The following is a 7,144-nucleotide window of genomic DNA, read 5'->3' on the forward strand; positions in this document are numbered from 1 at the left end:
TTTTGGGCATGAATCACCGTTGGTATTCCGCGCTGTTGATCATCCTGCTCATTGCGGGCATGGCGGCGGCGGGTTACGCCGGCTACCAGCGTTACCGGGCGGAGGTTGCTTCCCGCAGTGTGGAGATGGCCATGTCTTACGACGATGTCAGTGCGCTGGCCAGGCAGGCCGGAAAAAGCCCGCTCGATATACTTCGTTTGCTCCGGGAGCAGGGACTGACCACCGTGCTCTATAAGGAACCTACGGTGGACGACCTGCGGGCGGCCGGTGAATTTTCCGTGATGACCGGACAGGAATTACTGGTCGAAAGCCGCCTGGGCAACCAGCAATCCGCCTGGATAAACAACTTGCAGGCGGCGGGGGGGCTTGTGCCGGGAGATACTTACCTGGTCACTACCAGCAAGGACACTGATCAGCGTTTAATCTGGCAGTTGCGGGCCAAGACCCGGGATGTGCAGTCATACAACCCCGGTGCCGGCGTTTATATTGTCAGATCGGGGCTGGATTACCAAAGCCTGAAGGATATCGGCCTGGGCTTTCCCGGCGCACAGCTGCAGGACAGCGTAAAGGCCGGGCTTTTTGCCATTGTGCAGGTGCGCAGCTGGCCGGAAGTTACAAGCAACAGCCTGGAACAGGTTTTCAAGCCGTTGAAACAAATCCCCAACCTGTCGGCGCTGGCCTTCAACGACGAGGTGATTCCCGGTTATCCTTTGAAAATCCGGGCGCTGGCCCGGGAGGTGAATTCCCTGGGTGTGCCGGTCTGTCAGATTGAATTCAGCAAACAAAAGGGCGTCGACCAGTTGGGTATGTTGTTGGGCAAGCGGGTGGTGCGTTTGCACAGCATTTTCCCCAAAGATATGGGCCGCTATAACTTTGCCAGCGCCGAGGCGCGCTATGTGCTGGCCGCGACCGAACGCAACATGCGTGTGCTGCTGGTGCGTCCCTTCATCCTGCCTGATTCCGGCAATGTGCTGCAGGACAACCTGCACTATGTGGCGACGATCAAACAAGAGCTGGCGCGAAAAGATCTGACCACGGGGCGGGCGTCAATTTTTCCGTCCCTGCCGGTTTCCCGTCCGCTGCTCTTTATCATGGGCCTGGGGGTGATTGCCGGCGGGTTGCTGTTGTTGCGGCGTCTGGGCCTGCGGCGGTATGAACCAGTCATCGGTTTACTGGCCGCGCTGGCCTGGGCCGGGCTGCTGTTCGCCGCGCTGGATCCGGCGCGCAAGCTGATGGCGCTGGCGGCGGTGATTATTTTCCCCACCCTGGCCGTGATCACCAACGTACGCGCTAAAGGGGCCCCGCCCTGGGAGAGCATCGGCATGCTGCTGCGCACGACGCTTATTTCCCTGCCCGGAGCCCTGTTTACCGTCGGGTTGCTGGCGGACACCGGCTATATGCTCCTGCTGGACCAGTTCAGCGGGGTCAAGCTGGCCTACCTGGGTCCGCTGGTTTTGGTGGCGGCGTCCTTTTACCTGTTTTCCGGTCCGGATGAGCCGGTCGGCCGGCGCATCCGGCGCACACTGGATCAGCCCGTGCAGGTCAAGTGGGCGCTGCTCACACTGATCCTGCTGGCGGTGATGGCCGTTTACGTGGTGCGCACGGGTAACGACACTTCGGGTATTGTGCCCGTATCCTCCCTGGAACTGAAGTTCCGCGGCATTTTGGAGACGGTGCTCAGCGTGCGCCCGCGCACCAAGGAGTTCCTGCTCGGGCATCCCCTGTTGATGCTGCTTTTCTACAAAGGCTACCGGGACAACCGCTACCTGCCCCTGCTGGTTTTCGGCACCATCGGGCAGATTTCCCTGGTCAATACTTTTGATCATATTCATACGCCAATCATGATCTCCCTGTTCAGACTGGTCAACGGCCTGTGGACGGGCATTCTGGCCGGCCTGGTGCTTATCCTGCTGGTCAACCTGGCGGAGCGCCTCTGGAACAAATATTTTGACAGCGGAAAAGCCACGGCGCAAACGGAGTAAATTGCCGGTTGAGGGTTGGTGAAATTTATGCCGGTGTGTGATGATTCCGGCTGCCGGACACTGAAGGTGGCTGTTTCCGGCTACTACGGCTTTGACAATCTGGGCGACGAGGCGGTGCTTTACAGCCTGCTGGACGCCCTGCGGGAATACTGCCCCGGTGTGCGGCCGGTAGTGCTTTCCCACGCTCCGGAACGCACGGCGGCCTTGTACGGCGTGGAGGCAGTCAACCGCTGGCGTCCGGGCGAGGTGTACCGTGCCCTGGCCGGGGCGGATCTATTGATCAGCGGCGGAGGCAGCCTGCTGCAGGATGTGACCGGTTTGAAAAGCCTGCTCTATTACCTGGCTGTGATCTGGCTGGCCCGCCGGCTGGGCCGGCCGGTGGTTTTCTACGCCCAGGGAATCGGTCCGGTGCGCAGTTGGCCCGGCCGGCTTTTGATGCGTTTGGTGGCCAACCAGGTGCAGCTGATCACCGTGCGGGACGAAAAATCGGCCCGGGATCTGGCGGACATGGGTGTGACCCGGCCGCCCGTACACGTCACCGCTGATCCCGTGCTGGGACTGGACCCGGCCGGGGTGGACCCGCAGCCGGGCCGGGAACTGCTTGCCGCCGCCGGTGCGGCGGCCGGGGCGGGACCGGTGGGCCGGGTGCCGCTGAGCGAAGACCGGCCGGAAACGAATGAAGCCGCCGGCGAAATTCCCCCCCGCCGTAAGCCGGAAAGCGGACCGGCCGTTGCGGCCGCCCCCGGAGCGGGATGCGGGCCGGTACGGGGCGGGGGGCCGGATGCGTCAACCGGGGTGGCCGGCCGGCCGGTGGCGGGCGTATCCGTACGCGAGTGGCCCGGCTTTGACAGCCACCGGCAGCGGGCGCTGGCCGGTGTGTGCGATGATCTGTGCCGCCGGGGCTGGCGGGTGTTTTTTATTCCCCTGCATTATCCCGAGGATCTGGCCGTGAGCCGGGAAGTGGCCGCGTTGATGAACAAGCCGGCGGCTGTACTGGACCGGGGCCTGACCGTGCCGGAAGCGGTTTCCCTGTTCAGCCGGCTGGACTTGCTGATCGGCATGCGCTTGCATGCACTCATTCTGGCCGCTGTGCTGAATGTACCGCCGGTCGGTATAGCCTACGATCCCAAAATCGGCCGTTTTCTTGAGCAGATCGGACTGACGCCGGCGGGGGAGGCGGCGACGCTGGCCTACGGCTCACTGCGGGCGGCGGTGGACGCCGTCCTGGCCGATCCGCCCGCCTTCCGGGCCGCACTGGCTGATGCCGTGGCACCCCTGCGCCGGCGGGCCAGACAGACGGCGGAACTGGTCCGGCAGATATGTGCCGGGTGGTTGACAGGGAACGAACACAACCCGGCCGGAGGCGCTTGAGCGGGAAGACCTGGTGGCAGGCTGCCGTTTTTGGCGCCAACCTGTCAGGGCGTATCAGTTTGGGGGTGCACATGATATGAACCGGAAAAAGTTTTTTGCCCTTTTATTGGGAGGAGCCTTGTTTTTCAGCAACGCCTTTTCCGCCGCCGCAGCCGGGGACAGCCGGCCGGCGCCGGCCGGGGGACCGGCTTCCGTCGCCCTGCCAACCGGTCAGCCGGCACCCGCCGTCGCGCAGCCCGCCCCCGTTGCCACACCAACCGCTCAGCCGGCGCCGCAACAACTGGTGTCACCACCGGCTCCGGGCGACATCCGGACGGTGGCCCCGGGGGTGCGCTATTACCCGATCAGCGGTCATACCTGGCAGGGGGAGCCCCTGCACGGCTATGTGGTGGAAGTTGATCCCGGCCAATCGCTGCTGGAAGTACGGGTGACAGTGCCCGGACACACTCTGGGGGACGGGGAGACGTTAAGCGGTATGGCCGCCAGCCACGGGGCGGTGGCCGCGATCAACGGCGGGTTTTTCGACGGCTCCGGCGGGCATCCGATCGGCAGCCTGGTGCAGGATGGGCGGATCCTGGCCACCTCTGCAATTCTGCGTACATCGATCGGCATCTTGAACCATAACCGGTTGCAGCTGGGTTATTTCTCCCCCCGAGTAACCGTGCGCTTCGGCGGCGGGGGGGCAGTGCCGGTTCAGGGTGTGAATACTTCCGCCGCGGAGGATGGCGTCACGCTATATACGCCGGCCTGGGGGCAAAGTATCGACGCCCCGGCGAACGGGGTGAACGTGGTGGTGGAACGGCGGGGCGGGGCGGATGTGGTTCAGTCCGTCAGCGCCGGCAGTGTATCCATGCCCGCGGATGGTTATGTTTTGACCCTGCAGGGTAGCGCGGCCGCCGGCGCCGGTGAACCGGCCGCCGGTACGGCCGTCAAGCTGGGCTTCGACTACGGTGCCGGATGGGACGGGCTGAAGCACCTGGTTACTGCCGGTCCGCTGCTGGTGGCGGACGGACAGCCCGTGCTGCAGGGAATTATGGAGGGATTTCGCGGCAGCCTGTTGGAACCGTCGCCGCGTACGGCCATCGGCGTAAACAGGGAAGGGCGCCTGCTGCTGGTGGTAGTGGACGGCCGGGAGCCCGGCTGGAGCGCCGGCGTGACCATGGAGGAACTGGCTTACCTGATGACCAATCTGGGGGCGGTGCGGGCGGCCGCGTTGGACGGCGGCGCATCCAGCGCCATGTGGGTGAGCGGCAGGATTGTCAACCGGCCCTCCGACGGCCGGGAACGCGCCCTGGCCGACGCCATCCTGGTTTTGCGCCAGGTGCCGGTTTATTTGGACGGTACACGCATTTTCTTTGACGTGCCGCCGGTGGTGGAAAATGGACGTACGCTGGTTCCACTGCGGGGAATCTTTGAAAAATTGGGCGCTTCCGTGGACTGGAATGCCGCCACCCAAACAGTGACCGCTTCCCGGGGGGGACGTGAGGCCAGCCTGACCATCGGCAAAAGACAGGCCCGGGTCAACGGCGAAACAGTCAACCTGGACGTGCCGGCACAGCTGGTGAACGGCCGTACCATGGTGCCCCTGCGTTTTGTGGGCGAGGCGCTGGGGGCCGGCGTGGCCTGGCAGGATGCGCCTCCGGCGGTGCTGCTCACCAGTCCGTCCGCAGCGGGTGGAAAAGCCGGCCGGTAGGGGGCGGTCCCGGCCATATCCGGCACCGCCCCCGTATTGCGGCCGGCGGAGTGCCGGGGGCCGGGCTGTGGAACGGTCCGTTTCCGTGCCCGTCTGTGTGGCAGGTGCCCGGCGGGACAACCCCGCCCGGCCGGCACGCAATCAGGAGGGGATGACGGTGCCTTCGCTTCCGGTGTCCGTGGTTGGGAACGGTGCCTGACAGGGCTGGATTTCGCCGGGAGTTTTAAAGAATGCTGTTTACCCGGTATAGGTAGAGGCTAAAAAATATTTTTGGTTGGGAGGCTGCAGCTTATGAAAATGAGCACGGACAGGCTGGTATACATATGGTCCGGCGTTGCCCGCCGCCTGGTTTTTCACCGGTCCGGCCGGCGAATTCTTTCCCTGGCGGCCGCGTTTTTAGCCCTGGCTGCAGCCTTGGCGCCGGCGCTGCCGGCTGCGGCGGCGGTGGAAACGGACTACCGGGACGACAGTACGGTCAGCCATCCGTATGCCGTGCAGCAATTGGATGACGGCAACCTGCTCATCTGCCGGGCCGGTTTTCTCGATCCGGGGGTGACGGAGGTGACTCCGTCCGGGGCGGCCGTCTGGTCCTTCCCGGGCGTGGAGGCGGCCAGTGCGCAGCGGTTGTCCGGCGGCGACACGTTGATTGCCGATTCGGGCGCACCCGGGCCGCCTTATACGCCCCGGGTGATTGAAGTGACACCGGCCGGGCGGGTGGCCTGGGAGTACCGCCTGTCTTCCCCGGCCCAAGCGCCCCGTTATGCGCAGCGGCTGGCCAACGGCGATACGCTGATCACCTTGCCCTTTGAAATTATTGAAGTTTCCCCGGCCCAAAAAGTGGTCTGGTCTTACGGCTGGGGGCGGCCGGTGGCGCCGGGCACACCCGGCTTTCTGGCCAATCCGGTGCAGGCCGTCCGCCTGGCCAACGGCAATACACTGATTGTCGACCAGGGCTTTACCGGCGGGCGGGTCTTTGAAATTACACCGCAAAAACAGGTGGTCTGGCAGGCTGGTGACTATCTGTACAGCCCGGCCGGCGGCGGGACGGGCGTTTCCGGCACCGGCGGCGCTGCGGGGACGTCCCCCGCGCCGTCCGGCAATAACGGCCCGGCCGGCGTGCCGGCGGCTGATCACGGCCAGGACACGCGGAGCGCAGCCGCAAATAACGGTAATGACGGAATAACCGCCGGAAGTGCGGTTGGCCGCGGCGCTGCCGTTAATGGTGACGGATCCGGCAACGCCGGGAACGGTTTAAAAGAAACTGCGGGCAATGGTGCCGGCGATGCCGCAGGTGCCGCGGCGGCCAACCCGCCGGGAGGCTTCCTCCGGCCCATTCAGCTCAAGCGCCCCACCGGGGCCGTGCGCCTGGCCAACGGTGACACGCTGATCGCGGACGCTGGCACCTCCACTTTATGGGAAGTGACTGCGGACGGACAGGTTGTGCGTTCGGCTTCCTGGCAGGACGCTCTGGCCGGCCTGCCGGTGATGAACCAGTGGCTGGCCACGCCTTTGAGCAGCGGCTGGGTCATCCTGCCCGTAACCATGACCAGTTCCCGGTCGCGTGTACTGGTGGTAATGCCGTAAGCAATTGATGAGCCAATACGCAAGCCCGTGGTCTGGTTAAACCACAGGCGTTTTTTTACAGCGCCGGCACCGGGTGCGCTCTTTTTACCAGGTGCCAGGATTCCCCTGCCGGACCCGCCGGTATGGCTTGAAAGGATCCCCCGGACATAACAAATGCGAATCGAGGCGGGACATTATATATTTTCATTTCCGGAAACGGGATCGTCATGAGAAGGCCTACTTGTCCAGCCGGGCACCCATTTGGCGGAGTTTTGACTGCACCCGGCGGATTTGATCCATTCCGAAGTCCGCCGGCTGCTCGCCGGAAATGACCGCACGGGCGGCCGCCACCCCGGCGGCGTCGCCCAGCACGGTCAGGTTGGGCAGTACACGCGTTTCCGCCCAGGCCAATGAAGATGCGCCGGTGGCGTAACCGGGCACCAGCAGGTTGACCATGGCCGGGGTGACCAGCATCCGGTAGGGAAAGTAAACCGGGTTTTTCGGCTCGCCGCCGCGTTCCCGCCAGTCGGGGCGG

Annotated in this window: 6 protein-coding genes; 5 read left to right on the forward strand and 1 reads right to left on the reverse strand. The window is 64.5% G+C overall.

The features are described from left to right. Window positions 1-8 precede the first annotated feature (8 nt). From A6M21_RS16100 to A6M21_RS16120, 5 genes are all read left to right on the forward strand, one after another. Complete coding sequence (locus A6M21_RS16100; protein ID WP_066671037.1) at window positions 9-1,982, forward strand: DUF5693 family protein; 1,974 nt, start codon at window positions 9-11, stop codon at window positions 1,980-1,982. Window positions 1,983-2,009: 27 nt separating this feature from the next. After that, the gene (locus tag A6M21_RS16105; protein WP_078060806.1) at window positions 2,010-3,353 is read left to right on the forward strand and encodes a polysaccharide pyruvyl transferase family protein; all 1,344 of its coding nucleotides are present in this window, start codon (window positions 2,010-2,012) and stop codon (window positions 3,351-3,353) included. A 76-nt stretch (window positions 3,354-3,429) separates the two neighbouring features. Further along, window positions 3,430-5,046 (forward strand): phosphodiester glycosidase family protein, encoded by a 1,617-nt coding sequence (locus A6M21_RS16110; RefSeq protein WP_066671039.1) that lies wholly within the window; start codon window positions 3,430-3,432, stop codon window positions 5,044-5,046. Between the two features lie 67 nt (window positions 5,047-5,113). Then, a complete protein-coding gene (locus A6M21_RS19335; protein WP_282434551.1) occupies window positions 5,114-5,245 on the forward strand; it encodes a hypothetical protein in 132 nt (43 codons plus the stop codon). Between the two features lie 92 nt (window positions 5,246-5,337). Beyond that, entirely contained in the window at window positions 5,338-6,630 is a 1,293-nt protein-coding gene (locus tag A6M21_RS16120; RefSeq protein ID WP_066671046.1) for a hypothetical protein, read from the forward strand. A 216-nt stretch (window positions 6,631-6,846) separates the two neighbouring features. On the opposite strand, the gene A6M21_RS16125 is transcribed toward A6M21_RS16120, so the two are convergent. Further along, the coding region (locus A6M21_RS16125; protein WP_151191989.1) for an FAD-dependent oxidoreductase at window positions 6,847-7,144 on the reverse strand (298 nt) is incomplete at its 5' end.

Origin of the sequence: Desulfotomaculum copahuensis (assembly GCF_001655685.1) — a bacterium.
Lineage (GTDB): Bacteria > Bacillota > Desulfotomaculia > Desulfotomaculales > Desulfovirgulaceae > Desulfotomaculum_G > Desulfotomaculum_G copahuensis.